Genomic DNA, 26,528 nt, shown 5'->3' with positions numbered 1-26,528 from the left:
TTAAACAGCAACGACACCGAAGCCGCTACCCCAAAAAATCATGATGCCCCAAAATAGGAATACTAAAATAGCGATAATCATCAATGACTGTAGCACCAAACGTAGCCCTGCTGCGCTTGAGCCCAGTTTGCCCGTCGTAATATAGTCAGTAAATACTGTCCACATTCCAACCCAAGCATGACCAGCTAGCGCAAGTACTGCCACTAAGCTGAATAAACGCATCGGTAGGCTAGTCATAAATGATGACCACTCAAGATAAGTGACATCGCCGTGGGTCAAGAAAAAGCCCAGCAACACCACACTATAAACGGCTAAAACAACAGCACTAATACGCTGAATAATCCAATCGCGTGAGCCTGAACCTGTCAGACCAGTAGCACTTTTAATTCCTGAATCATTTTTAATCATTAGAACATCACCCATATAAATGACGCGACAATTAAAATCGCTGCAATGACAAAACTGACCATAGAGGCAGTACGGCCAGATTTCAGCTCTTCGTTCATGCCCATATCAGCAAATAGATGTTTGATACCCATCACAAAATGATATGCGATGGCGGCAACAAATATCCATGCCAAAAAGCGCACAAGTACGTTGTCAAATACGGTCTCAAAACTCTCAGGCGATGCCAGTGAGTTCTGTAGTAGCCACAGCATTACAGGAATTAATAAAAATAGAATAATGCCAGAGATACGATGCAAAATAGAGGCGATTGCGATCGGTGAGCGATTAACGCTAATCACTTGGCTTAAAGGCAGATCAATAGGTCGGTTGCTTTTCACAGCGGGCATCCTTTTGCGGTTATACTCCTGTATCTGCTATCAATGATTGACGTAAATGGTGTCAAACAGCGAGCAACACACGAGACGAATAAAGTAAGGAAGAGCTAGCTGACTTCATTTAGTTTGTGCTAAATATGAAAAAACGATTACGTAATGCAAGTTATGGATGCACTGTTTAATATCGCTTATCAAAATGACAAACGTATAAGACAATTCATCTATTATACAGCAAAGAAAATAAACATGAGGAAGATCGATTAACTAGTCTATTTTTATGGGGTATATCAATAAAAGTAACGTGACTTTGTCAACTTTATCAATAAAAACGTTGCGCTAAGTACTTAAAATTTGCGCTAAGTGCTTAAAAATAGAACAGTTAACAAGAATATCCCAGCCACTGATTGCTGTTCTTGTCTATCAAAACATCGTCGAATCGTCATCCAGCATCAATAGAGAAGACTCTAAACGATACTATATCATGACCACTTATCAATTCGCACAAAGCTAGTGTCAGTTATATTCCTCTAATTATAAAATGACTGGACGATAATTACAAATTTATCCCCCAAGTAATCAAAGATAAACACTGAATGAACAAACAAATAGAGACAAGTAATACTAATTTTTCGAAATCGCCTGATTACATCGAGATTTAGAATTAACTCAATCCGTCTATTATTCATACTCTGTCTGTTTTTAACACGATAACTTATAAGGCATACTTCATTGTTTTAGTAAAATCTCCTAAAAACTATATGAATAATGTCGCTTTGATTGTGGTCATAAAAAGTATAATTTTAAGCAAAATAACCAAACAGACATATTTTGATACAAAAATTACAGTGAATAAACACGTCTAGAGCGTGCCAATTAGCGCCACTGTTGGTAAAAGTCTTTTCAAATCATTAGGAATTGCTGCTAATATACTCTGCGTATCAAATGAGTTATATACTATTTGACTAATGATGACGCGAGGGTATGCGTCTGTAATAATTTTATTCTAGCAAACTATAAACAATGGAGAGCAATTTATGGCTGACACTCATGCCAAACTAACCGTCAATGGTAAAGAATACGAACTGCCTATTATTCAAGGTACTTTAGGACGCCCAGTTATCGATATTGCTGCTCTACAAGCATCAGGATTTTGGTCTTATGACCCTGGTTTTATGGTAACGGCTCCTGTTGAATCAAAGATTACTTATATCGATGGTGGTAAAGGTGAGCTATTACACCGTGGCTACCCTATCGATCAGTTAGCAAACAATGCAGAATATCTAGAAGTGGCTTATGCGCTGATTCATGGTGATCTCCCTAACAGCGAGCAAAAAGCAGATTTCTTCCAAAAAATTCGCGAACATTCAGGCGTTCATGATCAATTACGTAAGTTCTTTGAAGGCTTCCGCCGTGACGCGCATCCAATGGCTATCATGGTTGGTGTCGTTGGTGCTTTATCAGCGTTTTATCATGAACACTTAGATGTGAGCAATGAAGAAGATCGTGAACTCACTGCTATTCGCCTAATTGCTAAAATGCCAACGCTTGCTGCGATGAGTTATAAATACTCACAGGGCGAACCGTTCATGTATCCACGCAACGACTTCAACTACGCTGAAAACTTCTTGTATATGATGTTTGCAACGCCTGCTGATGTTGATTATAAAACCAACGATGTCATTACTCGCGCAATGGACAAAATCTTTACATTGCATGCAGATCATGAGCAGAACGCTTCAACCTCTACCGTACGTCTAGCGGGTTCTACAGGCGCAAATCCTTACGCTTGTATCGCTGCTGGTATCGCTGCATTATGGGGCCCATCGCATGGCGGTGCTAACGAAGCAGTTCTTGAGATGTTAGATGAAATCGGCTCAGTTGAAAACGTGCCTGAATTCATGGAAAAAGTGAAAAGCCGTGAAGTGAAGCTAATGGGCTTTGGTCACCGTGTTTACAAAAACTTTGACCCACGTGCACAAGTAATGAAAGAGACTTGCGACGAGGTACTAGCGGCACTTGGTATCAACGATCCTAAGCTTGAGCTTGCTATGGCACTAGAAAAGATTGCGTTAGAAGATCCGTTCTTCATCGAACGTAACCTATATCCAAACGTTGATTTTTATTCTGGCATCATCCTAAAAGCCATCGGTATCCCAACGTCAATGTTTACGGTTATCTTCTCATTGGCTCGTACTTCTGGTTGGATCAGCCATTGGTTAGAGATGCATAGCGCACCTTTCAAAATCGGTCGCCCACGCCAGTTATATACAGGTGAAACGCGTCGCGAGTTTGTAAAAGCCGAAGATCGCAAATAAGCATAAATAATATTTTTTGAATAAAAAAACCCCGCCATCGTGCGGGATTTTTTATGGTCTTACTTTTCTTTTTATTATTGCTTTAATGCAGTGAATTAAACGTCTCTGATCGCTTACGGATAATAAAAAATCGTTATAATCTGTTCAATATATTATCTTGCCTAACTATTGAAAGGTTCTCAATGTCTGTTCGTACTTGGCGATTTGCTCGTCATACCCTTTAATCGTGTCATTAAATTTACCCATGAGCGTTTCAAACTCTTCGTGCTGGTTTACTTTCATTTGCTGCATATCAATAATTTGCTGAGCTTGTATCTGCTCCCAAACCTGATGTTGAATAATTAATCGTGCCAGCGCAGGACTCTTGGCACTCACTCGCCCAGCGATCTCTGCATGTTCAAATAACTGCGGCACTAAAGTCGCTACATCAATTAAGGTCTCAACGTCTTCTGTACCAAGCGGTGTCGTCACAGGCTGGTACAGCGCATCCATCGCTTGCTGGTAGCGGTCAATAATTTGATCGTCCGTCAGCATGGTGGGTTTACGCGGCTCAAGACTGATGCGCTTTAACACGGTCAAATCACGCTCGCCCACTTCCGTACTGGTATTGATGTCGCCCTCAATAGCAGGGTCAGTTTCGCCCTCTGTAGCAGTGACATCTGCTGCTTGATTGGCATTCATGTTATTAGAAGCGGTGATGGACTCGCCATCACTCCCCGCCATTTCGTCATTATTATTTGTATTACTAGTATCAATATTACTAGTATTTATGCTACTAGCATCACTGGTCTCGTCAACTGTGTCATTTGACAGTAGTGAATTTTCACTGTCTGAGGCATCAGCAGCTTGCAAAGACTCATACTCTGCTTGTAAGCGGCGCTGCAATCCTTGTACTTGCGCGAGATATATAGGCTGAAATTGTTCAATACGTGCCGCTGCCGAATCACTTTGCTGCATCGGCTGGCTATCTTCAGCACTGGTCTTTTCGGTAGGTTGAGTATCCTTTGTCACGGGCGGTGTTTCTGATTGCTGCTGACAGCCAGTCAAAAATAGTACGCCAGTGAGCGTTGCTATAAGCAAGGTTGACGATTGATGTAGCGGATTAATCTTTTGTTTCATAGGCGTTTTAGAAATCACCTCTGTACTGGCTTGATGGCTTGCGTCAATAGCAAACGTCGCTGGCAAAAATTTAAACATGAGAATACATATCCTTATTAAGGCAAAATTTTAACAAATAACATGATCGACGCAGCTCATTGCCAATTTTTTACGTCGTTTTGTCCGCAGACTTTAGACTTAGAAATGGAATGCAGGTTTCTAAATCTTGGCAGTCTTGTCCACGCTGACGACGCACAAAATAATCCTGTACCATACGTGCTTGCTGCTCGATACCGTACTTAAAAAATGATTTGCCTGTCTTGAGCACATAATCATAGCGTCGATTGATAACCGCGCCACGTACAACGTTTAATCCTTGCTGTAACTGCCATACATGGGTTAGCTCATGTATTAGCCAGCTTTGTTTACTAAGGGATGCGGCACTAAAATCCACAATCCAATCTGCTGGATGAAAGTAAATATTGCCATTGGGGCTGACCGCATAGTTTTTTAGTACCCACCAAGTGGTCTTTAGCCGAACCTCATCGAGATGGATACTGTCACCGAACACCGAACGCGCCAGAGTTATCTCTCCAGCCGTCAGATAACGCGACTGCTGCTTTGAGCTGCTACGCACATGTCGATTAAAGAAGCGCTTGAAATTTGGCTCAGACATCATCAATGTAATACCTTATATTTGATCGTTTACTTCTGAGAAGTGATGCTTGATCAACTGCTCTTGTCGATACGATTAAACTATTAATATAGATGAATTGTGAAAACTAAAGTCTTAAGGACATAAGCTATACGCTTAGTTAGCTTTCATTAACATGTTTTTGCGTTAGCCTAGTACGTTAATGAAAACTAACCAGCAGCATTCTTATAAATTAGCCTACTTCTACTATGAATGTCTAATTACTATGAATGTCTAATATTCATTGTCATTGTAAAATTGCTGCGAGAATCATGCCAAACAAGTAAAAGCGCCCAACGGCAATGAAAATGATAAATGTATAGTAGTGTGCCATTATTTAGATTGGCTATAAAAATCTTTCAATCCCTGTATTTGTATCCAACAGATCGCTTTTAAATTTATCAATAGAGAGTCTTATGCCGCCTAATTTTCATGCCGACACCCCACTTGCTCAGCGTATGCGCCCGACTACACTTGATGCTATTATTGGTCAAGCGCATTTATTATCAGCTGGCGCGCCCTTACGACGGTTGGTAGAACAAGGGCATTTGTCCTCAATTATATTGCATGGTGAAGCAGGTATCGGTAAAACCACCATTGCGATGTTATTGGCCGATGCGGTTGGCAGACCTTTTCATGCGCTGTCGGCTCTCAATACTGGTGTTAAACAATTGCGTGAAGTATTAGACAGCAAAGATTCGCTAAGCTTTGAGTCGCCTGTGGTATTCATCGATGAGATTCACCGGTTTAATAAAGCCCAGCAGGATGCGTTATTGGGCGCTGTGGAGTCTGGGGATATTACCTTGATTGGTGCTACCACGGAGAATCCTTCATTCAGTGTCAATAATGCGCTGTTATCACGTTGCCAAGTGTATCGTTTAGAGCCTTTGACACCTGAGCAAATCAGCGCGGTATTGCAGCGGGCCATCTTGGAAGATAGCGTGCTGCAAAAACTGACCATCGATTTACAGGCTCAAGATACCATCAGCCAATTGGCGCATGGCGATGCGAGAAAAGCACTGAATATATTAGAGCTTGCCATTCAAACGGCTGATACCAAGCAATCACCGATTATCATTGATGATGAACTGGTGGCTCGAGTAGCGCAGACAGCGTTAGTGCGTTACGATAAAGATGGCGAGCAGCATTATGATATCGTTTCGGCCATGATAAAGTCGGTACGTGGCTCAGATCCAGATGCCGCGCTGTATTGGATGGCGCGGATGCTGGTTGGTGGCGAGCCTGCCGATTTTATCGCGCGGCGTTTGGTTATTTTGGCCAGTGAAGATATCGGCAATGCCAATCCCAATGCGCTACTCCTTGCTGATGCAGCATTACGCAGTGTGCAATCGATTGGTATGCCAGAAGCACGCATCATTTTAGGACAAGTGGTGGTCTACTTAGCGACCAGTGCCAAAAGCAACAGCACTTATAAAGCCATCAATGCAGCGATGGCATTGGCAGAAAAAGACGCATCACCCGTTCCGCTACATTTGCGTAATGGCGTGACCAAGCTAATGCGCAATCAAGGTTACGGTCGAGACTATAACTATCCGCACGATTATCCCAATCACTATTATCCTCAAAGTTATTTACCAGACAACTTAATAGAGACAAGCTTTTACGAGTTTGCGGACAATCAGCGAGAGCAACACAGTAAGCAGTTTATGGATTGGCTAAAAAGCCAAGCGGCCAGTAATGATTGATAATGACTGATTGATAATGACTGGCTGCCCAAAGCGATTGCTTAGAGACTGCCACTACCGAATATTGATAATATTTAACTCTATATTTGAGAGACTAAGCGTTATAGTTTAGCTTTGAGGCAGCACACTGAGGCAAAAAGCGTTAAAATGTCACCATAATGATATGTAGAAGCCATGAGTGGATAGCTTTTATAATAGCTTCAATTATTTTATTCGAGTACAGCGCGCTTTGCTCAACCACAACAGCGCATTGCGCTATCTACTGCTACAATAAGCAGATAACATTTTATATTCCAAATCACATCTATTTATTAATAATAAAATACCGAGACTTACTATGAGTTTAAATACGATTCCTGAGATTATCGAAGACATTCGTGCTGGCAAAATGGTCATCTTGATGGATGATGAAGACCGCGAAAACGAAGGCGATATCATCATGGCAGCAACCCATGTCCGCCCTGAAGATATTAACTTTATGATTACCCATGCACGTGGCTTGGTATGCTTAACCCTATCGCAAGCGCGTTGCCAACAGTTGGCATTGCCGCTGATGTCAGATCGCAATGAAGCTAAATTTAGCACCAATTTCACGGTGTCTATTGAGGCCGCAGAAGGCGTTACCACTGGTATCTCTGCTGCGGATCGGGCGCGTACGATTCAAGCAGCCGTGTCTTCTTCAGCCAAGCCAGAAGACATCGTACAGCCTGGGCATATTTTTCCAATTATGGCACAAAACGGCGGTGTCCTTCACCGTGCAGGCCATACAGAAGCGGGTTGCGATTTATCACGCCTCGCAGGGCTAGAGCCTGCCGCAGTGATTGTAGAGATCATTAATGCTGATGGCACGATGGCACGCCGAGATGATCTTGAGATATTTGCCAAAGAACACAACATCAAAATGGGTACGATTGCTGATCTCATCAACTACCGTATCGCCAACGAGCAAACAGTAGAAGAGATCGAAACCCATCCGTTTGAAACGGAGTATGGTACTTTTACCTTGCATCGCTTTCGTGAGTTTGGCGCTGAAGAAACGCATTTAGCGTTGGTCAAAGGTGATGTGAGCGAAGGCGTCAGTACGGTACGCGTACACGGGTTCCATCCATTGCGTGATTTATTTGCTGCTAAAAATGATATGACGGGTCGCGGTGGCTGGAGCGTACAATCAGCACTGCAAGAGATCAGTGCTTCAGATCGCGGCGTCTTGGTCTGGGTTGGTAGTCATCAACCTGTTGATCTGGGAGATGCGTTAGATAAAGCCTCAAACAATCAGTCACTATCGACGATTACGCAGCAGCCATATCGTAGTATCGGTGTGGGCGCACAGATATTACGTCATCTTGGCGTTCGTGATATGCGCTTACTATCATCACCGATGAAGTTTTATGCATTATCGGGCTTTGATCTAAATGTGGTTGATTTCGTTCATGCGCCGCAGCAAGACTGATAATTCGCTAAGCAATTGATTCAAAAAAACAAGTCATAGAAAAAACGATTCATAGAAAAAATAAGTCATAGAAAAAGGCACGCTAATCTAATATTAGCGTGCCTTTTTTATTGCTATAGTCAACGAAAAGTTAAATCGATACATTCATAGTCAGATACTACTGGTATAAATTTTTCTCGCTTGCTGTGTCGTTGCTGACAGAGGCTTCGAAAATTCACTCCAGTAGTACTGTAGTGATTTTATTGTTCTCTACCTATATAACACGATACCCAAGTTTTTATAAATACTGTCGACTCATTAAGTCAGCGAGAGTTTCACAACTTAGATATATGATCAAACTTTGCCTCTAATGCGAGCAACCGTTCACGTTCTTCTTGTGTCCAAGGCAGCTTATCTTTGCCATTGCTGGCTAAACGCACCACGACAGCTTCAGCCGTCGCGACGACGACTTTTTGTGCAGTACTGTAGTAACTATACTCCATCACGATACTGGTATTGCCCAAACGCTGACAGCGCACGCCTAGCAACAACGTGTCAGGATAAGTCACGGGGCGTAAATACTGGCAGCTTGATTGAGCCAATACCGTTATCATACTCCCATCGAACATCCCCAAAGCTTGCAAATAGCCAATACGCGCTGACTCAGAATAACGATAGTAGACCACGTTGTTTAAGTGATTAAAGGCATCCATTTCACCCCAATGTATGGGCTGATGATGAATAATGGGATAATGTGCCAATTCGTCAGGGCAGTACTCTTCTAACCTATCAGAGGTTGGGTTCAAGGTTTGTTTGAAACGATCCATAACTTGGTTTCTCTTATTTTTATATGCATAAGTCTTTTAAGTTTTTAGCGCAACCGCCATTAGCGTTGAGGTTTTTCCAAAATTTGAGTGGTGAGCAATGCCGTGGCTTTTGGCGCATTGGCAATCAGTTGGTCTAACGACTCTATGACTTCTCGAAGATCAGTAGGAGATGATTTGGTTGATAAACTGTCCTCATCAGACGTTTTTGTTTTGGCGGTCAACGCTGGACGAGAGGTTTTTGCATTATTATTAATGGTGGCTTGTTTTGGCGTTGATGTTTTTGGCGTTGATTGTTCCGGTACTAGGGTCAGCAGCTGTTTGCGCGCTTGTTGCAGATAATCAATCAATTGCTCTCGCTCACGCATATTGCTGGCTTGATTCGCGAGATTCAAGGTCATGATGACTTCGTGAATCGCAAGCTGTCTACGCGTTAGACCCGTATTATTATCGGTGGCTTTAATCGGCGCATTCGCATTCGTAGCCCGTTCATGGCTATGCAAGAAATCTTGAATATTTTGAATGGCGAGATTTTGTAGCTGCCAAGGACTGGGCTGAGCGCTTTTTGCCTGCAAGCGTTCAATATCTTTAATCAAACCTTGCTTGATAACGATAGTAAGCGCTGGGGCAATCTCATTACTGCTTTGTGAAAGCTGCCAATGCAGACCGCGCAACAAGTCTATCGCTGCACCATTGTTATTATCTGCCAACAATCGATCCGCAGCTCGTGTCTGAATACGCAATAGATCTAACTGATTTTGGGCTTGGTTACTATCGGCGGTGTTAGGCGCTGACAAAGGCTGCTGACTCACCGCAAACAAGCGATCATCCATCTCATTCAATCGACTAACGACCTGCTCATTACTTTGCAAGCGCTCGTTAACGTTATGTTGAAAACGCTGTTGACTAATATATAACCATAATAATGCGGCGATTAGTAATAGAATAACCAACCACTGCAAACGAAGCAAAAACACCGTTGCCTGCCTGCGCTGCTGTACAGCAGAAGGATCCTTAGATAACGATTCAGAATTCATTGACATAAGGCAGTACCGTTATTGATAATTTTGGACATATTTACAGCGAATCCGTTGAGGATGAATATCAAGTTTACGAGCTGATAGCAGCAAGGATGGTTTCTGGTGCCAAATCATCCACACGCCAGTAGCTTAATTGTTGCTCAGCAACTAGGTTGGCTAAGCGCTCACCCAATACTATATAGGTAAAGTCTGACAAAGTGAGTCCCATCGGGCTATCCATAGCGCTCGCTAACAAATCATCTGACTGCGCCTGCAAAGTTTCTGCCCGTACTTCTTTTACGATAGTTGCCCAATGCTCGAAGGCTGTACCGCTACTGATGACAACAATTGGCTTTGACTGCTCTAATGGAGTGCTATCTTGCATGGCCTTGTACGTCAGAAACGCTTGTAACCACTGTCGATATTGAGTCGCCGCATCAATAGGCATGGTGCGCTCATACCAAGCAATACTGTCGATATGGACACCGCGCGCCTGTAATGCATCGACCAATAATCGTCGCCCACCAAGTCCCCGCCATATCAATATTTTATCCCCTGCTTGCAGACTTTCAATCTCAGGCATTGCTAGCATACCTTCGTTATTGGCAATTTCAGGCTGGCGTATTTGATAGTTTGCCGTATTTAACTCAGCATGATTCAGTACAGCAGCAGTTGCCTCACCAACCGCAATGATAGGGCTTGGTATTTCTAAAGCCTCAAGGTCTATCTGCGCTTGTTTATCAGTATTGGCCTTTGCTTTAAGCTGATGCGCTAGTGACTGCCAAATCGCCAAACCAGAAGCCGCCGCCGTTGGACTGACGATAACAAGCGCCTTGTAATCACCTGTCAACCATTGGCGCATCAGTGCCATGTCATTGTCTGTCGTTGGCCGCGATTGTAGCGTCAACATTGGCATCTCAACCACTGTCAGTCCAGCTTTTTGTAAATAGTTTGTCAATGAGACTGCGCGCTCTACTGGTCGCGTGTTGATAACCACTCGCGACGCTGATACAGACTTGTCCGTGGGTTGGTTTTTACCCGTGGCATTATATTGAGCTGACGATGACATAGACATACCATGACAAAAGGCTTATAAAATTGGCTGAATCATTAGACCAATATAGGCAATGATTGCTCTGTAACTGTAATATTTTATGCGTTATTCAGGATGATAAATCGCAGATAAAATATCACCAGCACCATCAGCAAGTAGTATATTTGCAACATCAATACCCAGTTGATTGGCCTGTGCTTCTTGCTCGTCTTGCGCACCAACCAAAGTGACTCGTTTTTCTGCTTTTAATAGCTCGCTGCCATCTGATTGACCCACGCGTCCACGTAGCCATAACACATTGCCATCATCGTTATTGCCATTGTCACCATTATGGTCATTATTGGCACCTGTTTCATCAGCCATTTGTAAAACAGCATAGGCAGCAATCGGAACCTGACAACCACCGTCTAAATGACGGTTTAGCGCGCGCTCTGCGATGAGACGAATACGAGCTTTGTCATCGTTAAGTGGCGCGAGTAGCTTCAATACGTCAGCATCGTCTTCACGGCATTCAATCGCTAGCGCCCCCTGTCCAACCGCAGGCAAGCACGTATCAATCTCAAGCTCGCCACGTATGCGCTCGTCCAGCTCAATGCGCTGCAATCCGCTGGTCGCTAGGATGATAGCGTCATACTCGCCTGCATCCAACTTACCCAAACGGGTGCCCACATTGCCACGCAAGGTCTTGATTTGTAAATCGGGGCGATAGGCTTTGATTTGACATTGACGGCGCAAACTTGACGTTCCAACGACGGCCCCTTGTGGCAACTCATCAATACTATGGTAAGTATTAGAGACAAAAGCATCGGTTGGTGAGGCACGTTTGCAATAGACACCAAGCGCCAAGCCTTCAGGCAGCTGCATCGGCACATCTTTTAATGAATGCACCGCGATATCGGCTTGTTTGGCATAGAGAGCTTGCTCAAGCTCTTTGACGAACAAACCCTTACCACCGATTTTGGCCAAAGGTGTGTCCAAAATCTTGTCACCTTTAGTGACAATTTTTAGCAAGTGAATCGTCAACTGAGGATACATCTCTAGTAGACGAGCACGAATATGCTCAGCTTGCCATAATGCCAAAGGGCTCTGTCGCGTGGCAATCGTTAAGGTAGTCAAAGCAGGTTGCTGCAAATTGCTCATAAAGTATCTCGATAAGTTCGATAATATAATGTTAGCACTCAAATATTAGTACTTAAACGTTAGTACTTGAATATTAGTAATTAAACGTCAGCACTCAACTATCAGTACCTAAAAATACGGTAGATTTGCCAAAGAAAATAGGCGATATCAACCATTGATCGTAAATGCTAACGCAAAAAAATACCCCCATTTAAGCATAAATAAGGGTTTGATGATATGGGATGATTATTTCGTTATAAGCATCAAAAGTTACATGCTTTGAATTTTATCACGTAACGCTGGCAAGTGACGACGGCTCACCGCCAATGTCTCAGTAATGCCTTTAAAGCGTATCTGATACTGCCCTGCATCCAACGTTTCTAAAAAATCTAAAAAACTGAGATTAATAATTGCATTGCGATGTACACGGAAGAGTTTATCTCCGAACTCTTGCTCAAGCTCTTTTAGAGTCTCATCAATCAACACGATACCTTCTTTGTGACGCACTTTGACGTATTTTTGATCGGCCGTAAAATAATAAATATCTTTGAACTTAATGAGCTCAACGCCTCGATGAGTACGAGCCGCAATGTGTTCGCGTACGGGCCGAGCGGTTGGGTTTTCAAGCTTACGGATCTCATTTAACTGCGCTGCGTTTAGATTTTTCGCTTTATTCAACGCCTCGACCAACTCATCTTTATTGGCAGGTTTCAATAAATAGCCAATAGCGCTGGCCTTGAGAGCGGCTATCGCATAATGGTCATAAGCGGTAACAAATATAATCGCTGGCGGATGCTCAAGTTTAGCAAGCTCCTGAGCACAGCGCACGCCATCCATCTCAGGCATACGAATGTCTAATAAGATAATATCTGGCTGCTGGCTTTTTACCGCAATAATGGCTTCTGAACCTGTTGTGGCTTGAGCAACGACCTCATGACCTGACTCTTTTACAATTCTGACCAAACGCTCACGCGCCAACGGCTCATCATCACAAACTACAATACGCATGCAAACTCCCGTCTTAGGACAGACTTAATATGTTTTTAATCGTGTTAGCAGCCATTACCAACCACTTGTAATAAAAAACTGAATATTTAATAAGTTATTAATTTATATCACAATCAATATAACTCTATTATTAATAAGTTTACTACATTTAATATAAAGCAATAAATATGCCATTAATATAAAGCAATAAATATGCCATGATTATTTATTTAAAGAAGAACATCGAAAAGTCAGTGTGCCAGACAATAAGTTATAAGCCAACGTCATGCAGAGGATAGTCTATAGTAGTGACAATTTGGGCGCTGGTCACGACACTATTGATCTCAGCGCTGTGACCAAAATAAGCACGCAAACGCTCAGCTTGAATATCAAAATTCATCTGATGACGCAAATCATGATTGATTATGAGTGTTTTTTTAGGAAGCTCAACACCGATGGTAATAACAATTCGATGCTGCTGCCACGTTACTTTAATATGGATATGGATAGTTTCGGTGGTCATCTCAACCACATGAATCAGCATTTTTTCTAGCACGCTTTGTAACGTTAAGGCGGTGATAACCATGTCATACATGACATCTTCGTCAGGCAACTCCCAACTCACATCAAGCTTATCCGCCAAACGGCTGGATTCAATCGCTAAATAATGCTCACAAAGTGCAATTTCTTCTTCAAAGCTAATCTCATGCGGCCCTGTAAAACTAGCACGGAACAGCGCGGAAGCGTGCTGTAATAGAGAAGACGCTTTTGCTGGATTGGACTCGATAAGTGACACCAGCGTATTAATGGTATTAAAGAAAAAATGCGGAGCCAAACGAGATTTTATCAAGTCATTTTGCGCGGTTAGCTTATACTCAAACGATAACTTAAGGGCATTTAGCTCACGGTAGTTATGCAAAAAATACAATAAAAACACAACCGTAAAGCCACCAGTGATTAACGTATCGAACAGCAAATCAAACATAAATCCTTGTAAACTATATTCCATCCAGCCCATATTAACCATGATTAGCATAGTTAAAGTCATGGATATAACGGAGGCAAACATCAGCAACAGTACGATACGTACGCTCACACTCGATATAGTGGCATGTTTGAAGCGAGGCCGCAGATAATCTACCAAATACAATGAAGGAATAGCGATTAAGGTGTTTTGAATCCATCTACACAAAAAATTGATTAGAAAATCTGACCAAGTTGCTAGACCATGACGCTCAATTGCAGTCAGGCACAGTGACCAAAAAAAGACGTACAATAGCCACTGCCAAGGCTTTAGCATCTCCATAAGCTTGGGAATAAAAAACTCTAAGCGCTCCGCTAGTAAGGCAACCTCATCCTTTGCTATACTTGAGTTCTCATTCTCTTGACTTGTCTTGTACCGATATGAACGCCAATTTTTCAAACCCTAGTAATCCCGAATCGAATATGAATTCATCTATTTCTGATTCTAGCACAGATACTTCTATAAACAACGCGGCAAAAAACAGCCCGACCAGCAGTCAGGGTCAGCAGATGTGGGGCGGACGATTTAGTGAAGCGACCGACAGTTTCGTTGCCGCTTTTACTGCGTCAGTTGGTTTCGATCAACGTTTTGCCCGTCATGACATTCAAGGCTCCATTGCTCATGCAACCATGCTTGGAAAGTGTGATATTTTAACGACTGATGAAGTGGCCACTATCGTCGATGGTCTTCAGCAAGTGTTGCGCGAAATCGAAGCGGGTGAGTTTAACTGGTCAATTGCACTTGAAGACGTGCATATGAACGTCGAATCACGCCTCACTGATATGATAGGTGCGGTCGGCAAAAAACTACATACAGGGCGTAGTCGTAACGATCAGGTCGCCACCGATATTCGTCTTTGGTTGCGTGAAGAGACGGACAACATTATTGCCTTGTTGGTACGCTTACAAAGCGGTTTGCTTAATTTGGCTGAACAACATACCGATACCATTATGCCAGGCTTTACCCATCTACAAACCGCGCAGCCTGTGAGCTTTGGTCATCACGTCATGGCATGGTTTGAGATGTTGTATCGTGATACCGAACGTTTGGTCGATGCGCGCCGCCGTATCAATCAGATGCCGCTTGGTAGCGCAGCGCTCGCTGGTACGACTTTTCCGATTGATCGGACGATTACCGCTGAGCTGCTGGGTTTCGAAGGTATCTGTCAAAATTCACTAGATGCGGTTTCAGACCGTGATTTTGCGATTGAATTCACCTCAGCGGCCTCTATTCTCATGATGCATATGTCGCGCATGAGTGAAGAAATCATTCTTTGGATGTCAGCGCAGTTTAATTTTGTACAGATACCAGATCGCTTCTGTACTGGCTCATCTATTATGCCGCAAAAGAAAAACCCTGACGTGCCAGAATTGGTACGCGGTAAAGCGGCACGCGTATTTGGTCAACTGATGACCTTGCTTAGTCTAATGAAAAGCCAACCACTTGCTTACAATAAAGACAACCAAGAAGACAAAGAACCCCTCTTTGATTGCGTGGATACATTGACAGGTTCGCTACTGGCTTTTGCCGACATGCTACCGAATATCACGCCAAATAAAGAAAATATGCGCGCCGCTACCATGAAAGGTTATGCAACTGCCACTGACTTGGCAGATTATTTGGTACGCAATGGCGTGGCGTTCCGTGATGCACATGAAGTGGTCGGCAATGCGGTCGCTTTAGGAATCAAAGAAGGCGTTGATTTGAGCGATTTGTCTTTGGCACAGCTAAAACAGTTTAGCGATGCCATCGGTGATGATGTCTTTGATTATCTAACACTAGAAGGCTCATTGGCTGCCCGTGACCATTTAGGCGGTACGGCACCCAACCAAGTGAAACAAGCCGTGGTCAATGGTCGTGCACGCTTAAAAGCTTTTGCTTAATATAATAAATAAGGAACGTTTTATGACTGAGACATTTAATCCGCAAGCCAATACCGTGTTTTGCCGTAAATATCAGCAAGAATTGCCAAAAATGCCGCATCCGCCCTTCCCTAACAAAAAAGGTCAAGAGCTGCAAGAAACGGTATCTGAAAAAGCATGGAAAGAATGGCTTGAGCATCAGACCATGCTGATTAACGAAAATCACTTGAGCATGATGGATCCTAAGGCCAAAACCTTCTTGACTGAACAACGTGATAAGTTCTTAGATAACGAAGATTATGAGCGTGCACAAGGCTGGACACCAGAAGGCTAATTATCGCTTTTTATTTTCTGCTATTCATAAAAAACGCGCTATATTGCTATAGCGCGTTTTTTTATTGTACTCAAGATAATTGCTATCGTCAAAATACTTTAAAAACGCTACGGTACCGCTGGAATCCATGTTTTTTAATGAGTGTTTTGCAGCCTCTGTCTGCGCAGGCACAGCAAGCCAGAAAAATTGATTCCAGCAGTGAGTAATGTATCGATATTACTTTTCCCTGACTATATAAAAATAATTGTGATAAAAACACCAACGAGATGTTTTTACCCTTTATCATTATCTGATGATTCAAAATCAGTCGCTAATATGCTGGCTGGTAAGGTACTGACCTGACGGGCTGCCATACGGTCATTGGCTTCTTGCACGGCTTTTTCGACCTGTGCATAATCCGAATGCCGCACATCTTGACCGCTAATGTAATTGATCACCAACTCAGCCACGTTTTGGGCATGATCGCCAATGCGCTCAAGCGCGCGCAATACCCACATAATGTTAATCACTTTTGAGACGTGCCGCGAATCTTCCATGATATAAGTCATCAAAGCACGAATGGCCGATTGGTACTCATCGTTGACCATATCGTCATTGCGCATGACTTCAAACGCTTGCTCAGCATTTGATTGGCTAAAAGCTTCTAGCGCATTATGCAGCATGAGACGAACTTGGTTGCTAAGGTGTTGTACTTCGGCATAACCGTAAGATGACTTACCTTGTACGGCGATTTTTTTGGCCATTTGAGCAATTTTGACCGCTTCATCGCCGATGCGTTCTAGATCAACCACCCCTTTGCTGATGGACATCACCAAGCGCAAATCACTGGCAGCGGGCTGGCGTTTGGCGACCAATAACAAGATATGTTCGTCCAGCTCTACCTCCATTCGATTGATCTCGAAGTCCATATCGATGACCTCTTTTGCGAGCGTCTCATCCTTATCGATAAGCGCATGAATGGCTTTGGCAACTTGGTTGGCAGCGCTGTCACCCATGTATAAAAACAGACGGATGGCTTCATCGAGATCTTGATCGAAGCTTTTTGAGATATGCTTTTCGCTTTGCATAAGAGGTATTCCCTAAAATCTATATGGTAATAAGGCGGTGTGCTTTTTGAGCCAATGCAGCGACTCATCAGATATCATTAGACGTATCGAGCATCACATGCCTGCTCAAATCTCATCGTTAGCCATAACGACCAGTAATATAGTCTTCCGTCGCTTTTTGATTCGGCTTGGTAAATATCTGATCCGTCTCACCCATCTCAATCATGTCACCTAAATACATATAGACCGTATAGTCCGATACCCGTGCTGCTTGTTGCATATTATGGGTGACAATCGCGATGGTATAGTCGTTTTTTAAGTCTTCAATCAAATCTTCGATAGCGCCCGTCGAGATGGGATCGAGTGCTGAGGTCGGCTCATCAAGTAGCAAAACCTCAGGCTTGGTTGCGACACTGCGCGCGATACAAAGACGCTGCTGTTGTCCGCCTGATAAAGACAATCCAGAGGCTTTTAGTTTGTCTTTTACTTCTGGCCACAATGCTGCTTTCTTTAATGCCCATTCCACACGGTTATCAAGCTCGGCTTTGCTCATTTTTTCATAGAGACGTACACCAAAAGCGACATTGTCATAAATGGACATCGGAAACGGTGTGGGCTTCTGAAAAACCATCCCTACTTGCGCGCGCAGTAAGTTCACATCCATGTCTTTGTCCAAGATGTTTTTACCATCAAGGTTGATATTACCTTCGGCACGCATACCTGGATATAGATCATACATACGGTTAAACGTACGCAATAGCGTGGATTTTCCGCACCCTGAAGGGCCGATAAAGGCGGTCACTTTTTTATCAGGAATATCAATGTTGATATTTTTTAACGCTTGAAAGTCACCATAATAAAAACTTAAATCACGAATCTGCATTTTTGCATCAGGCATATTTCTAGGAATGTCATGAAGCGTTTGTTTGGTCAAAGTGGCAATATCTGGTTGTTCCATTTGTTTGCTAGTAGACATCGTTCTATTCAATAGATTGCCTTTTGCTTTATTGCCTGCTGTTTCATTGCTCACGATCTCATTGCTCACGGTCTCATTGAAACGATCAGCTGTCGTTTTTTTACGAGTTTTGCTTATGACGTCATTCATAGTGTTATCCAACCCAGCTCAATTAAAATTCATATCAGTTCAAGTAAATACTTGGTGTCATGTGTTCTGTTGTCAGCCTTTATTTTGCCTGACCTCTACTACCAATGAATCTAGCCAAAATATTTAATACCAATACAGAGGTTGTGATCAGGAGTGCAGCAGCCCACGCTAGTGTGTGCCAATTCTCATAAGGACTCATCGCAAACTGATAGATGGTATTGGGTAAGTTGGCAATGGGTTGACTCATGTCTGTACTAAAATACTGATTGTTCAGCGCGGTAAATAGCAACGGCGCTGTCTCACCAGTGATTCTGGCAAAGGCCAATAATACCCCAGTGGTGAGGCCCGCTTTGGCCGCCTTAATAGTCACTTGCGTCACCATTTTCCATTTGGGCGTACCGAGTGCATACGCGGCTTCACGAATGCTATTGGGCACCAGATTGAGCATATTTTCTGTGGTACGTACGACCACCGGAATGACAATCAGTGCTAATGCCAACGCGCCTGCCCAACCAGAGAAGCTTTGACCTTTTACCATCAGCGCATAAATAAAGAGACCAATCACAATCGATGGAGCAGATAATAAAATGTCGTTTAAGAAGCGCGTCACTTTGCCAAGCATACTGCCTTGTGAGAATTCAGATAAATAAATACCCGTCATAAGGCCTATAGGAGCACCAATAAACAGTCCAGAAAATGCCAACATTATCGAACCAACAATGGCATTACGTAAACCGCCTGCGCTCATGGGCGGCGGGGTATCAGCCGTAAATACTGGCAACTGTACGATACCTTGGAAACCTTCGACAAACAGCGTAAACAAAATCCAAAACAGCCAAAACAAACCAAAAATCATCGCCGACATCGCAAAACCAAGACCAAGCTTATTGGCCCAGCGGCGCTTGTTATAAAGACTTCGGTTATAACGACCTTCAAAACCTGTCTTAACCGGCAGTGGCGCATTGATTGTATTGTTAGAAAGCATAAAATTTGTGTCCCGTTTTTTTGTCAATACCGACAACGCTTAAAACTTCCCAAGGCGCACGAATGACTATCGGTTGCCCGCTTTATTGTCCATGCGCATCAGCATCAGCTTGGCAAGGGATAACACAATGAAGGTAATGACAAATAGGATTAAGCCTAAATGTAGTAAGGAGGCCAGATGTAGCTCACTCGATGCTTCAGCGAATTCATTGGCTAAGGCTGAAGTAATCGTCACGCCAGAGGTAAACAGACTTGGGCTAATATTAAAGGCGTTACCAATTAAGAAAGTCACTGCCATCGTTTCGCCCAGTGCACGACCCAGTCCCAAAATCACACCGCCGACGACACCCGCTTTGGTATAAGGCAGGATAATCTTAAACATGACTTCCCATGTCGTTGCACCCATACCGTAAGCCGACTCTTTTAATAAGTCAGGCACAACAGAAAAGACATCGCGCATGGTGGCAGCGATAAAAGGAATAATCATAATGGCAAGCACCAATGAGGCGGTGAACATACCCAGTCCCATTGGCGCGCCAGTAAATAGCTTGCCGATAATCGGTAAAGGTCCCACGTGTTCGATAAACCATGGCTGAATGTGATCGCCAAAGAAAGGCGCAAAGACAAACAATCCCCACATACCATAAATAATAGAAGGAATCCCTGCCAACAGCTCAATGGCGATACCCAATGGTTTTTTTAGGAATTTTGGGCACATCTCAGTTAAAAATATCGCGATACCAAAACTGACTGGCACGGCAATCATAATCGCAATAAATGACGTCACCAACGTGCCATAGATAGGCGCTAACGCACCGTACTCATTGCCGACAGTATCCCAATTATTACTGGTATAAAAGCCAAGACCAAATGTTTGAATGCTCGGCCACGCGCCGACGATTAAGGAGACTAAAATACCGCCTAAAGATAACAGTACCAGTATGGCAAAAGCCTTAGTTGCATTGACAAACAGCGTATCGTAACGTCTTTGTTTGGCCAATTGGGACCTTAAGTCATTCATAAGTGTCTCAGCATTGAATAGGATCAAGTCAAAAGATCAGGAGTATTACGTAGGTTTTATGACAACAAACGTCAAAAGTATCATCGGATATATTTATCAATAAAATCTATCCGAATAACGATTAAATTTGCTGTGATAAAACCTCTCAAATCACTACCGGAGAATAGTGATTTGAGAGGATAACGGTAGAGCAATTAAACAGGCGCTACCATAAACAGGTTACTGTGCAGGCTTATAGACAGGCTGTCCATCACTGCCCTTCACGTCATTCCATTTTGTTTTGAATAACGCCACTGCGGTATCTGAGAAAGGCACATAATCCAATGCCATCGCGTCATCATCACCTTGGGTATAAGCCCAATCAAAGAAGTTCAATACGCCAGCCACTTGCTGAGGATTCTCTGGTTGCTTATGTACTAAGATGAAAGTAGCAGCAGCAATAGGCCATGCTTGAGCCGTTCCAGAGTTGGTGATGACTTTATAAAAGCCTTCTTGTTTTGACCAATCGATATCACCTGCCGCTGCAAAGGTTTCCGCAGATGGCTGAACAATGTTGCCCGCCGCATTTTTCAGCGCGGTGTGTGACATGTTGTTTTGCTTGGCGTAGGCATACTCAACATAACCGATAGAGTTTTTCATACGATTGACGTAACTTGAAACGCCCTCGTTGCCTTTACCGCCAGCACCAGTTGCAGACGTTGGCCATTTAACGGTTTTATCAACACCGACCGTATCTTTCCAATCCGTTGACACTTTCGCCAAATAATCGGTGAAGTTAAAGGTCGTGCCTGAACCGTCTGAGCGGAAAACCGTCGTAATAGCAGCATCAGGTAGTTTCAAATCTGGATTCATCGCTGTGATAGCAGGATCATTCCATTTGCTGATTTTACCCAAGTAGATATTGGCTAACGTTTCACCGTCCAATTTCAACGCGCCTGGCTCGATACCGTCGATGTTAACAATTGGTACGACGCCGCCGATAACCGTCGGGAACTGAATAAGACCCGCTGCATCCAGCTCTTCAGGCGTCATAGGCGCATCAGAGGCACCAAAATCGACTGTTTTTGATTGAATTTGTTTGATACCACCAGAAGAACCGATTGATTGATAGTTGACCTGACCACCAGTGGCTGCATTATAATCGGCAGACCATTTGGCATAGATAGGCTGCGGGAACGAAGCGCCTGCGCCAGTGATATTCATGGCAATGTTTTCAGCAGATTTAAAACCTGTGGCAGCTGCAGGGGCTGTACTGGTCGTTGCAGCGCCAGTGGTTTCGGTGGTTGCGGCGGCGCTACTGCTCGTATCAGCAGCTGGCTCTGTTGTATCGGTCGATTTATTACATGCCGTAAGTACTAATGTACAGCTGACGGCCACTGCTAATAACGAATAACGCATGTAAGACTCCTAAAGTTTAACAACGATACAAAAAGATATTGTTTGTGACATGCGAGCTATATTGACAAGTTTTTATGACAGTTTCATGACAATGAATGAATCTTTTATTTTGAACCGACGACATGAATTTTTTTCTTAAAATACCTATTTATAAACGACATATATAAAGCTGTCATCTTTTGAGTACGATACTTATCACTAAATATCATTAGCCGTTAGTGTAGAACTTTGCTAGTATGAAGTTGATTTACAACACTGACAGACTCGGGGTGCGGTGTATTATTGGCCTGCTTTATTTATTAAAGTAGCGGCCTTGATGCATTCGCTGAGAGATCACCCGCCGAACCTGATGCGGTTAGTACCGACGCAGGGAAGTCTTAAGACTATGTTTTATATGTACAAAGGGCGCGCAGAAATGCCTTATTATTAGTGCCAACATCTACCAACATTTTGTTTGCAGGTGTACCGTCCTAATAATAAGTTGTGCCCAGCCATCATTGAAGAATGACTCACTACGTTTAATTTTGAGCGTGCGTTTGTCTTATGATTGCATTTGTTTATACCTCATAGCCTTACCCCCGCAGCTACTGGCGGTGTTGATTTTATTCAAAAACCAACACGCTAGGACAGCATATGAAACCTTCAAATATTCAGACAACGTTACACGTACAGAAATCCCAAGCCACTATCCCAGATAGCGACACGCCTGTTCTCCCAAAGACGACTGATGCAGCCAGCAGTAAAGCAGACAAAAAATCAGAGGCGCTAAAAACGCCTGCTCATCGCATGGCAAGTGACGCACGTTTTGAAGAAGACGCTCGCGACCTACATCGTATCCTCCCCGCCTCTCGTAAAGTCTATATCGAAGGCTCACGTCCTGACATTCAAGTACCGATGCGCGAAATCATCCTTGACCCTACTCCTGTGCAAGGAATCTCTGAAAATGACTGGGAGCAGAACTCGCCTTTTTACGTTTATGACACCTCAGGCGTTTATACCGATCCTGATGTCGAGATTGACTTGACCCGTGGTTTACCTAAACTGCGTGAAGGCTGGATTGCAGAGCGTGGCGATACCGAACAACTACACGGTTTGTCAAGCACCTACGGTCAAGCTCGTGCTCGCGATATCAGTACTGCTAATTTAAGATTCGCCCATATTGATAAGCCACGCCGCGCCAAAGCACGCGCTGGTCAGACAGGCAACATCACCCAAATGCACTACGCCCGTCGCGGTATTATCACCCCTGAGATGGAATATATCGCCATTCGTGAGACACAAAAGCAGCATGAGCTGACGGATATGCGTCAACATGATGGTGAAAATTTTGGGGCAAATACCCCGTCCGTTATTACCCCTGAATTTGTGCGCAGTGAAGTAGCGGCAGGTCGCGCCATTATTCCCAATAACGTCAATCATCCTGAATCTGAACCCATGATTATCGGGCGTAATTTCTTAGTGAAAATCAATGCCAATATTGGTAACTCAGCACTGGGTTCATCTATTGATGAAGAAGTCTCCAAAATGACGTGGGCGACACGTTGGGGTGCTGATAACATCATGGATTTATCCACGGGCAACCATATTCACGAAACGCGCGAATGGCTAATTCGTAACTCGCCGGTGCCGATTGGTACGGTGCCCATTTACCAAGCGCTCGAAAAAGTAGATGGCGTGGCAGAGGATCTTACGTGGGAAATTTATCGCGATACGCTGATTGAACAGGCAGAACAAGGGGTTGATTACTTCACCATTCACGCAGGCGTGCTGCTAGATTATGTGCCCATGACGGCTGGACGCTTGACAGGAATTGTCTCGCGAGGTGGCTCTATCATGGCGCAGTGGTGTTTGGTGCATCAACAAGAGAACTTTTTGTATAGCCATTTTGCAGACATTTGCGAGATTATGAAGCAGTACGACGTAGCATTTAGTTTAGGCGATGGTCTGCGTCCCGGCTGTCTGCAAGATGCCAATGATGAAGCGCAATTTGCTGAGCTAAAAACCCTCGGCGAGCTCACTCAAATCGCGTGGCAACACGATGTACAGGTGATGGTCGAAGGACCTGGGCACGTAGCGATGAACCGTATTAAAGAAAATATGGACTTGCAGCTTGAGCTTTGCGCCGATGCGCCGTTTTATACTTTGGGGCCATTGACGACTGATATCGCTCCCGGCTATGACCATATTACTAGCGCTATTGGCGCGGCGATGATTGGCTGGTTTGGCACCGCGATGCTCTGTTATGTCACGCCAAAAGAGCATTTGGGTCTGCCCAATAAAAAAGATGTCAAAGACGGTATCATCACTTATAAGATTGCTGCCCATGCGGCTGACCTTGCCAAAGGCCATCCAGGTGCGCAAGCGCGAGATAATGCGCTATCCAAAGCACGATTTGAGTTCCGCTGGGATGATCAATTCAATCTGGCGCTCGATCCTGATACGGCGCGTGAATTTCATGACGAAACCCTGCCAAAAGACGCACACAAATCAGCCCACTTTTGCTCTATGTGTGGACCGAAATTTTGTTCGATGAAAATCACACAAAACGTTCGTGAGTATGCGGCAGGACTGGACAAAGATGTCGCCAATAAAAAACTGGTTAGCGGCAAAGTCACACCCAAAACGGGCGATCTAATCGATACTGGTAATATAATTAAAGAGATGTAGGCTTTATAACCTATAGATAGTTATAACAAAGCTCGAACCTAATTATTCGGTTCGAGCTTTTTTTGTGAGTAATAAAATCACTAACTTATATCCAAAATTCTATATATAAACATTTGTGTAAAAATAGATAGACAAAACCATTACTTAGAGTAATATACTCGTAACTTTATAAGCAATTGTTATGTCCTCATCGCCCATTATCAAGGTATATGTATGAACCATGTCTATCGTGTTGTGTTTAACCATTCTCTAGGTGTTTATCAGTGTGTGTCTGAGCTTGCCAAATCTCGTGGTAAGTCTTCTGGCAAATCTCAAGTAGCAACCAAGCTTTTGCTTACACCAATTGCTATTGCGATGATGGGATTGTCAGGGACAGCGATGGCCGTTACTTATGATAATGGTCAGACGACCACTATAAATGATGATGTATATTTTGTTGAAAACGATACGGTTAGCAAAGAAGGAACTGAACTAGGAGTCAATAAACTAATTTTGGAAAAAACAGAAGCAGGACAGCCCTCAGAGCTATCTATTAATAATAAAGGCACTGTTACTGTCAATGACATTACTGGTGTGGTAGGCAATGCCACCATTGAAGTATCTGGCCAAGGTAGTTCTTTCAATGCAAAAGGTATACTCATTGGACAGAACGACGGTAGTGGTAATTTATTGGTAAAAAGCAATGGTTCAGTTACTGCAGATAATCTTTGGATTGGTAATCAAGAGCCCAATGCCCAAGGTGGTAATAAAGGTAATGTCGATATTGACAACGCCACAGTTAACATTGCCAATGAAGTGTTAGTCGGTGCAGAAACTCAAGGGAACTTGAACGTAACCGAACAGTCTCGATTAACTGCAGACCAGATGCGTATCGGTTATAACGATGGCTCTGTAGGTACAGTTAATGTCGATAAATCAACGATTAGCATTGGTAATAACGGTCTTGCTGTTGGTTTATTTGGAACAGGTACACTTGACGTTAAAAATGGCGGTAGTGTATCGGTAAATAGCCTTATGACAGTGGGAGATGCTACAACAGGAGTTGGTACTGTTAATTTAGATGGCGGCTCAAACTTTTTTGAGAGTAGCATTGATAGTGAGCGTCTCGTAATAGGCGGAGAAGGCAAAGGCATCGTAAACATTAACAACACTTATGATGTTGATGATGATGCTTGGTCTATTGGAATGGAGATCTCAGAAGATACCATTATTGGTGATACTACAACAGGTATCGGCGAGCTCAATATTGATAGTGCTCTTGTCGATGCTGGTAACCTTATAGTTGGTAATGAAGGGTCAGGGACTCTAAGGGTTGTTAATAATGGATTTCTAGCTGTTGATAATATTTCGCGCGGTGTTGACTCGACACTTTCTGATGTTTATTTCGATCATGCAGATTTAACTATTGGAAATGATCAGACTAATCTTTTTGCCAACTTTACAGATAAACAACCTATTAAAATTGGTTCAAATGGTCTGATAATTGATGTCATTGAAAATAATGTCACTATTAATCCAAATGCAGTATTGACAGGTAATGTAGGTTCTGTAGATTGGGAAAATGTTAAGGGAGGGTTTGCTAAAGTTGGCACTGGCACTTTAGAACTCTCTACTAACAGCAAGCAATGGACTGGTGAGACATTAATTACAGAGGGTACTCTCAAGTTAAACGGCAACTATATTATGGCGGCAAATGATTCGCTAGGTATAGCTCTTGATGTCGAAGAGGAAGGTAATTTAGACAGTTATGGTAAATTATTAGTCAATGGTACGGCTGACATCAGTAAAGGCGAACTAAAAGTTTATGCCTCAGAAGCTGTGACGAAAATGACTGGTAGTAATGAGTGGAAGGATATTGTAAAAGCCACAACTCGCGTAGGTGAATTTAAAAGCTTCACTGATAATAGCCTGCTGGTAGACTTTGTACCAGACTACAGTGATGCCAATACTGTCCATCTCAAAATGGTAGCACCAACGCCGACACCAACGCCAACGCCAACGCCAACGCCAACGCCAACGCCAACGCCAACGCCAACGCCAACGCCAACGCCAACGCCAAC

The 26,528-nt window shown here is 43.4% G+C and carries 22 protein-coding genes and 1 riboswitch; of the genes, 7 read left to right on the top strand and 15 right to left on the bottom strand.

The window, feature by feature from the left end:
* Both sdhD and sdhC read right to left on the bottom strand, forming a co-directional pair.
* Complete coding sequence (gene sdhD / locus JMX48_RS06170) at window positions 1–387, bottom strand: succinate dehydrogenase, hydrophobic membrane anchor protein (protein WP_227687933.1); 387 nt, start codon at window positions 385–387, stop codon at window positions 1–3.
* 20 nt (window positions 388–407) lie between these two features.
* Window positions 408–794, bottom strand: a complete 387-nt coding sequence (gene sdhC, locus JMX48_RS06165; RefSeq protein WP_201535609.1) for a succinate dehydrogenase, cytochrome b556 subunit — start codon at window positions 792–794, stop codon at window positions 408–410.
* Window positions 795–1,816: 1,022 nt separating this feature from the next.
* Between sdhC and gltA the strand changes: the two genes are divergently transcribed.
* Window positions 1,817–3,097 carry a citrate synthase gene (gene gltA / locus JMX48_RS06160; RefSeq protein ID WP_201535607.1) on the top strand — a complete coding sequence of 427 codons (1,281 nt, stop codon included), beginning with the start codon at window positions 1,817–1,819 and terminating at the stop codon, window positions 3,095–3,097.
* Between the two features lie 165 nt (window positions 3,098–3,262).
* On the opposite strand, the gene JMX48_RS14070 is transcribed toward gltA, so the two are convergent.
* Together JMX48_RS14070 and JMX48_RS06150 are read right to left on the bottom strand one after the other, a co-directional pair.
* A complete protein-coding gene (locus tag JMX48_RS14070) occupies window positions 3,263–4,294 on the bottom strand; it encodes a hypothetical protein (protein WP_227687923.1) in 1,032 nt (343 codons plus the stop codon).
* Window positions 4,295–4,364: 70 nt separating this feature from the next.
* On the bottom strand, window positions 4,365–4,871 hold the full coding sequence (locus tag JMX48_RS06150; RefSeq protein ID WP_201535854.1) for a type IV secretion protein Rhs: 507 nt from the start codon (window positions 4,869–4,871) through the stop codon (window positions 4,365–4,367).
* A 434-nt stretch (window positions 4,872–5,305) separates the two neighbouring features.
* On the opposite strand from JMX48_RS06150, the gene JMX48_RS06145 reads away from it, so the two are divergent.
* Both JMX48_RS06145 and ribBA read left to right on the top strand, forming a co-directional pair.
* Window positions 5,306–6,595, top strand: a complete 1,290-nt coding sequence (locus tag JMX48_RS06145; protein ID WP_201535605.1) for a replication-associated recombination protein A — start codon at window positions 5,306–5,308, stop codon at window positions 6,593–6,595.
* A gap of 337 nt (window positions 6,596–6,932) precedes the next feature.
* Window positions 6,933–8,045 carry a bifunctional 3,4-dihydroxy-2-butanone-4-phosphate synthase/GTP cyclohydrolase II gene (ribBA, locus tag JMX48_RS06140; RefSeq protein WP_201535603.1) on the top strand — a complete coding sequence of 371 codons (1,113 nt, stop codon included), beginning with the start codon at window positions 6,933–6,935 and terminating at the stop codon, window positions 8,043–8,045.
* Window positions 8,046–8,359: 314 nt separating this feature from the next.
* Here ribBA and JMX48_RS06135 read toward each other — a convergent pair whose 3' ends face one another.
* From JMX48_RS06135 to JMX48_RS06110, 6 genes are all read right to left on the bottom strand, one after another.
* A complete protein-coding gene (locus tag JMX48_RS06135; protein WP_201535600.1) occupies window positions 8,360–8,851 on the bottom strand; it encodes an acyl-CoA thioesterase in 492 nt (163 codons plus the stop codon).
* Between the two features lie 59 nt (window positions 8,852–8,910).
* On the bottom strand, window positions 8,911–9,891 hold the full coding sequence (locus JMX48_RS06130; protein WP_201535597.1) for a hypothetical protein: 981 nt from the start codon (window positions 9,889–9,891) through the stop codon (window positions 8,911–8,913).
* 67 nt (window positions 9,892–9,958) lie between these two features.
* Window positions 9,959–10,936: a uroporphyrinogen-III synthase gene (locus tag JMX48_RS06125; protein ID WP_227687922.1), complete on the bottom strand. Its 978-nt coding sequence runs from the start codon at window positions 10,934–10,936 to the stop codon at window positions 9,959–9,961.
* 90 nt (window positions 10,937–11,026) lie between these two features.
* Entirely contained in the window at window positions 11,027–12,061 is a 1,035-nt protein-coding gene (gene hemC / locus JMX48_RS06120) for a hydroxymethylbilane synthase (protein WP_201535591.1), read from the bottom strand.
* 249 nt (window positions 12,062–12,310) lie between these two features.
* On the bottom strand, window positions 12,311–13,048 hold the full coding sequence (locus JMX48_RS06115; RefSeq protein WP_201535589.1) for a LytR/AlgR family response regulator transcription factor: 738 nt from the start codon (window positions 13,046–13,048) through the stop codon (window positions 12,311–12,313).
* Window positions 13,049–13,298: 250 nt separating this feature from the next.
* Window positions 13,299–14,450: a sensor histidine kinase gene (locus JMX48_RS06110; protein ID WP_201535587.1), complete on the bottom strand. Its 1,152-nt coding sequence runs from the start codon at window positions 14,448–14,450 to the stop codon at window positions 13,299–13,301.
* A 110-nt stretch (window positions 14,451–14,560) separates the two neighbouring features.
* On the opposite strand from JMX48_RS06110, the gene argH reads away from it, so the two are divergent.
* Window positions 14,561–15,934, top strand: coding sequence for an argininosuccinate lyase (gene argH / locus JMX48_RS06105; protein WP_201535851.1), 1,374 nt, complete (start codon window positions 14,561–14,563; stop codon window positions 15,932–15,934).
* A gap of 22 nt (window positions 15,935–15,956) precedes the next feature.
* A complete protein-coding gene (locus JMX48_RS06100) occupies window positions 15,957–16,247 on the top strand; it encodes an oxidative damage protection protein (protein WP_201535585.1) in 291 nt (96 codons plus the stop codon).
* 272 nt (window positions 16,248–16,519) lie between these two features.
* Here the strand turns inward: JMX48_RS06100 and phoU are convergent, their stop codons facing one another.
* The 5 genes from phoU to pstS form a co-directional block, all read right to left on the bottom strand.
* Window positions 16,520–17,314 carry a phosphate signaling complex protein PhoU gene (gene phoU / locus JMX48_RS06095; protein WP_201535583.1) on the bottom strand — a complete coding sequence of 265 codons (795 nt, stop codon included), beginning with the start codon at window positions 17,312–17,314 and terminating at the stop codon, window positions 16,520–16,522.
* A 118-nt stretch (window positions 17,315–17,432) separates the two neighbouring features.
* Entirely contained in the window at window positions 17,433–18,191 is a 759-nt protein-coding gene (gene pstB, locus JMX48_RS06090) for a phosphate ABC transporter ATP-binding protein PstB (protein WP_227687932.1), read from the bottom strand.
* A 286-nt stretch (window positions 18,192–18,477) separates the two neighbouring features.
* A complete protein-coding gene (gene pstA, locus JMX48_RS06085) occupies window positions 18,478–19,263 on the bottom strand; it encodes a phosphate ABC transporter permease PstA (protein ID WP_227687931.1) in 786 nt (261 codons plus the stop codon).
* Between the two features lie 186 nt (window positions 19,264–19,449).
* Window positions 19,450–20,403: a phosphate ABC transporter permease subunit PstC gene (pstC, locus tag JMX48_RS06080; protein WP_201535581.1), complete on the bottom strand. Its 954-nt coding sequence runs from the start codon at window positions 20,401–20,403 to the stop codon at window positions 19,450–19,452.
* Between the two features lie 219 nt (window positions 20,404–20,622).
* Complete coding sequence (gene pstS / locus JMX48_RS06075) at window positions 20,623–21,801, bottom strand: phosphate ABC transporter substrate-binding protein PstS (protein ID WP_201535579.1); 1,179 nt, start codon at window positions 21,799–21,801, stop codon at window positions 20,623–20,625.
* A 255-nt stretch (window positions 21,802–22,056) separates the two neighbouring features.
* A riboswitch (TPP riboswitch) is annotated at window positions 22,057–22,191 on the top strand.
* A gap of 396 nt (window positions 22,192–22,587) precedes the next feature.
* On the opposite strand from pstS, the gene thiC reads away from it, so the two are divergent.
* Together thiC and JMX48_RS06065 are read left to right on the top strand one after the other, a co-directional pair.
* Window positions 22,588–24,468, top strand: a complete 1,881-nt coding sequence (gene thiC, locus JMX48_RS06070; RefSeq protein ID WP_227687930.1) for a phosphomethylpyrimidine synthase ThiC — start codon at window positions 22,588–22,590, stop codon at window positions 24,466–24,468.
* A gap of 213 nt (window positions 24,469–24,681) precedes the next feature.
* Window positions 24,682–26,528: ESPR-type extended signal peptide-containing protein (locus tag JMX48_RS06065; RefSeq protein ID WP_201535576.1), on the top strand; the 1,847-nt coding region annotated here is incomplete at its 3' end.

The organism is Psychrobacter immobilis, from assembly GCF_904846225.1.
GTDB lineage: Bacteria > Pseudomonadota > Gammaproteobacteria > Pseudomonadales > Moraxellaceae > Psychrobacter > Psychrobacter immobilis_F.
The sequence above is the reverse complement of the archived record's forward strand: the minus strand, read 5'-3'. Positions and strand labels throughout refer to the sequence as shown.

Bases quoted from the DNA above. Each gene is read 5' to 3' on its own strand.
- hemC (WP_201535591.1), bottom strand. From the start codon at position 12,061: ATGAGCAATTTGCAGCAACCTGCTTTGACTACCTTAACGATTGCCACG.
- JMX48_RS06145 (WP_201535605.1), top strand. From the start codon at position 5,306: ATGCCGCCTAATTTTCATGCCGACACCCCACTTGCTCAGCGTATGCGC.
- JMX48_RS06130 (WP_201535597.1), bottom strand. From the start codon at position 9,891: ATGTCAATGAATTCTGAATCGTTATCTAAGGATCCTTCTGCTGTACAG.
- argH (WP_201535851.1), top strand. From the start codon at position 14,561: ATGTGGGGCGGACGATTTAGTGAAGCGACCGACAGTTTCGTTGCCGCT.
- JMX48_RS06100 (WP_201535585.1), top strand. From the start codon at position 15,957: ATGACTGAGACATTTAATCCGCAAGCCAATACCGTGTTTTGCCGTAAA.
- thiC (WP_227687930.1), top strand. From the start codon at position 22,588: ATGGCAAGTGACGCACGTTTTGAAGAAGACGCTCGCGACCTACATCGT.
- sdhC (WP_201535609.1), bottom strand. From the start codon at position 794: ATGCCCGCTGTGAAAAGCAACCGACCTATTGATCTGCCTTTAAGCCAA.
- pstB (WP_227687932.1), bottom strand. From the start codon at position 18,191: ATGCCTGATGCAAAAATGCAGATTCGTGATTTAAGTTTTTATTATGGT.
- gltA (WP_201535607.1), top strand. From the start codon at position 1,817: ATGGCTGACACTCATGCCAAACTAACCGTCAATGGTAAAGAATACGAA.
- JMX48_RS06135 (WP_201535600.1), bottom strand. From the start codon at position 8,851: ATGGATCGTTTCAAACAAACCTTGAACCCAACCTCTGATAGGTTAGAA.
- JMX48_RS06115 (WP_201535589.1), bottom strand. From the start codon at position 13,048: ATGCGTATTGTAGTTTGTGATGATGAGCCGTTGGCGCGTGAGCGTTTG.
- JMX48_RS14070 (WP_227687923.1), bottom strand. From the start codon at position 4,294: ATGTTTAAATTTTTGCCAGCGACGTTTGCTATTGACGCAAGCCATCAA.
- JMX48_RS06125 (WP_227687922.1), bottom strand. From the start codon at position 10,936: ATGTCATCGTCAGCTCAATATAATGCCACGGGTAAAAACCAACCCACG.
- ribBA (WP_201535603.1), top strand. From the start codon at position 6,933: ATGAGTTTAAATACGATTCCTGAGATTATCGAAGACATTCGTGCTGGC.
- phoU (WP_201535583.1), bottom strand. From the start codon at position 17,314: ATGCAAAGCGAAAAGCATATCTCAAAAAGCTTCGATCAAGATCTCGAT.
- pstC (WP_201535581.1), bottom strand. From the start codon at position 20,403: ATGAATGACTTAAGGTCCCAATTGGCCAAACAAAGACGTTACGATACG.
- pstS (WP_201535579.1), bottom strand. From the start codon at position 21,801: ATGCGTTATTCGTTATTAGCAGTGGCCGTCAGCTGTACATTAGTACTT.
- pstA (WP_227687931.1), bottom strand. From the start codon at position 19,263: ATGTCGGCGATGATTTTTGGTTTGTTTTGGCTGTTTTGGATTTTGTTT.
- JMX48_RS06150 (WP_201535854.1), bottom strand. From the start codon at position 4,871: ATGTCTGAGCCAAATTTCAAGCGCTTCTTTAATCGACATGTGCGTAGC.